The following is a 3,301-nucleotide window of genomic DNA, read 5'->3' on the forward strand; positions in this document are numbered from 1 at the left end:
CACTGGTACAACTGGTGCTTACAACGTGGTCAAGGTGACGAAGCATTTGCTTGGGCAATTGATGGAATCGCTGAGAAGATTGCCGAGTACCAACCTGACGTAATCCTCCTCGCCACTGGCGCAGATGGACACGAAGGCGAACACTGGGGTCTGAAGTACACATACGATGGCTACCGCTATGCGTCGCACAAAGTTGCTGAAATGGCAAACAAGTACGCCGAAGGTCGAGTCCTCATTGGTGGTGCTGGTGGATACCAACCAAGGACACACACCCCCCAGGTGTGGGCAACTGTGGTTTCCACGATATACAATGATGTCAAGTAGATAAGGAAAGAACATGAATGAAGCATTGATTGCTGGACTCATTGGCCTTGGCATCTTCGTAGGATTCTCCATCTATGTTGTCGTGAAGATTCAGGCAATTCAAAAGATGCGAGAAGCAAGCAGTACGCCGTTACTTGGGGTTGTAATGCCCCAAGTAGAGGCGAACACCGACAAGAAGGAAGAAAAATAAAATGCCCAACTGGTTGATTCGTCTGCGAGAAGTTGTGTGGGTGGCTGTCATTGCTGCTGCGCTTGGAATAATCGCCATCCTCGTTGCCTTAATCTTTCCCGCAAAACTTATTCTTGTTCTGGGGCTTGGCTCAGCAGCAATCACATTTGCACTTCTTTCCCAGCGCATCTAATCAAGATTTGTCTATCAGCGTAATTACCCACTACTTGCCATTTCTTACCGATATGATTGAGTTATGGACAATTACAGAAAATCAAAAGTAATACAAAAGAGAAAGAATTGAAAGAAATGACGAAACAAAAGAAAAGAAACATCAAGTTACCAATGAGTACCAAGATTATCTTCGACAAAATCAACACATCAGAAGAGCGTGACGATTATGTGCGTGCACTCAGAATTGCTGGGTGGACTCTCGCAAGTATCTCAGACGTAATTGGTCTTTCGCGGGAACGAGTGCGACAGATTTGTACCGTACCTTCCGAAGCGACAAAGGCTGAGTTCTATGTTCCAGAGCCACCGCGCTATGCAGAAAAAGTTGCTCGTGTCTACATTGAACCTAAGCCAGAGACTCTCTCCCGTCTTCTGGAACTCCAGCCAATGGCGCAACGAGTACGCTCAAGTTCACCTCGCTTTCGAGCAGAAGCCGAAGAATACACAAGCCTGTTGAACCACGCACACACTGTCGAAGGTGTGACACTGTACCGACTCGGTAAGCGACTTGGCATTACCCACAGTGCCATTCGATTCCGCCTCACTCGATATGGCTACAAGCCAATGACTGAAACAACAAACAGTCGCGTATACCAGCCGTTAAAAAACCGTGTGATTGCCTGATACGCATAGACGCGGATAAAGTTCCCTCAGCATGTTCACCGTGCTGGGGGTTCTTTTATTAGACTACAATTGTCCATATGGCGAAAAGCATAATGGAACAGTTGGCTGGACTTCCCGATGACGAACGTGCTCTAGTACTTTCTGGAATGAATGCTGACTCCCTACTATGGGACTGGTCAGTTTGGGGTCGCCCTGAGCAACAAGCACCTGAAGGTGACTGGGCTATCTGGTTATACATGGCTGGTCGTGGTGCTGGCAAAACAAGAACTGCCGCCGAATGGGTACGCGAGGAAGCCAAATACACAACTACTGGACAGCGAAGATTTGCCCTCGTTGCACGTACAGCCGCTGACGTGCGTGACGTTATCGTTGAAGGTGAATCGGGGATTATGAATGTCACCCCACCCTCCGAGCGTCCATTATACGAACCTTCCAAACGCCGACTCACATGGCCCAATGGCAACACTGCTACCTGCTTCACAGCAGACGAACCTGACTCACTTCGTGGACCTCAGTTCACTCACGCTTGGGGCGACGAGGTGGCTGCTTGGCGACAGACACCTGACGCAGCAGGCATGACCGCCTTCGACAACCTTCGTGTTGGCACACGTCTAGGCTCACACCCAAAGATTATGTGCACCACTACGCCGAAGCGTGTACCACTTCTATATAAGTTGCTAGACGAAGCAGAGAAGACAGGTCGTGTTGTCGTCACACGAGGGTCAACCCTAGACAACTCAGGAAACCTGTCAAGCGCATACCTTGAAGCAATCACTGGTGTCTACGCTGGTACGCGGTTGGCGCAACAAGAACTCTACGGAGAAATGCTAGACGCTGTTGAAGGCGCACTCTGGACAGACGAACTAATTGAACGAAGCAGACAATCATCAATGCCACCAAACATTCCCCTACGAGTAATTGGTGTCGACCCGTCAGTTGCTGAGAACCCTCGTGACGAATGTGGAATTATTGTCTGCGCCTCGACTGGAGAACGAGACCTTTACAAGAGACAAGCATGGGTACTAGAAGACGCATCCATTCTTGGGTCACCCGAAGTATGGGCAAACCGAGTCGTAGCAATGGCACGCAAATGGGGATGCCCCGTCGTAGCCGAAGTCAACCAAGGTGGTGCGCTAGTCCGTAACGCAATCAACGCCATCGACCCCAACATCAAAGTCTTTGAAGTCCACTCCAAATATGGCAAGGCACTCCGAGCAGAACCCGTCACACTTGCATACGAACAAGGAAGAATCCACCACTTGGGATACATGGGTGACCTTGAGAGTCAGATGCTGTCGTGGATACCGGGTGAAGGAAAATCACCAGACCGAGTCGATGCCCTAGTCCACGCACTTACCGCACTAGTAATCAAACCACCAGCAGGATTTGTTGGCGGAAAGATTACCGCACGCTCTCTGGCACGTCGACGACTCCCAGATTTTAGAGGCAGTCTATTCAGAGCCAACTAAAAAGAAACCCCCCACAATCTGTGAGGGGTTATCTTTTTACTACCTAGTTGCGCCAGAACTCAAGGTTCTCGCCAACTTCTTCACGAAGCCACCTCGTGAAAGTGCTATTGCACAAAGCCTCTGGGCAACGCTTCTCACGAATTAAGTCAATGGCACCCTCTACCGAGTAGCCATCCCGAATCAGTACGAGAGCCATGACGATTCCCGAACGATTCCATCCAGCCGCACACCGAATCAGTACGCGCATACCCCTCTTCCAATCGCGGTGAGCAGAACGTGCCAGTTCGTAAAGGTCTTCCTTGGGGTTCAAGTCAGACATATCGCCATCGCTAAATCCAAAGCGCGTCTCCTTGACATACGAATATGCAGCAGCCGAAGTTCGCTGGAACGTGTATACCGAATCAAAGTTGGACAGAGTGATGGGTTTGTCCTTGGTTCCCCAATCAGTTCCACCTTGCCAAAGGTTGGGCAAGATTTCCGACCA

4 protein-coding genes are annotated in these 3,301 nt (G+C 49.9%); 3 read left to right on the forward strand and 1 reads right to left on the reverse strand.

Features of this window, described 5'->3' with window-relative positions:
- The 3 genes from EBS36_07185 to EBS36_07195 form a co-directional block, all read left to right on the forward strand.
- Nucleotides 1-324 (forward strand): hypothetical protein (locus EBS36_07185; GenBank protein NBU32930.1); only part of this gene is annotated, 324 nt, incomplete at its 5' end.
- A gap of 478 nt (nucleotides 325-802) precedes the next feature.
- Nucleotides 803-1,348 carry a hypothetical protein gene (locus EBS36_07190; protein NBU32931.1) on the forward strand — a complete coding sequence of 182 codons (546 nt, stop codon included), beginning with the start codon at nucleotides 803-805 and terminating at the stop codon, nucleotides 1,346-1,348.
- 92 nt (nucleotides 1,349-1,440) lie between these two features.
- Nucleotides 1,441-2,817 (forward strand): ATP-binding protein, encoded by a 1,377-nt coding sequence (locus EBS36_07195; GenBank protein NBU32932.1) that lies wholly within the window; start codon nucleotides 1,441-1,443, stop codon nucleotides 2,815-2,817.
- 43 nt (nucleotides 2,818-2,860) lie between these two features.
- Here EBS36_07195 and EBS36_07200 read toward each other — a convergent pair.
- Nucleotides 2,861-3,301, reverse strand: a 441-nt coding sequence (locus EBS36_07200; protein ID NBU32933.1) for a hypothetical protein, incomplete at its 5' end; no start/stop codon positions are given.

The sequence above is a fragment of the Actinomycetota bacterium genome (assembly GCA_009923495.1).
Taxonomy (GTDB): domain Bacteria; phylum Actinomycetota; class Actinomycetes; order S36-B12; family UBA5976; genus UBA5976.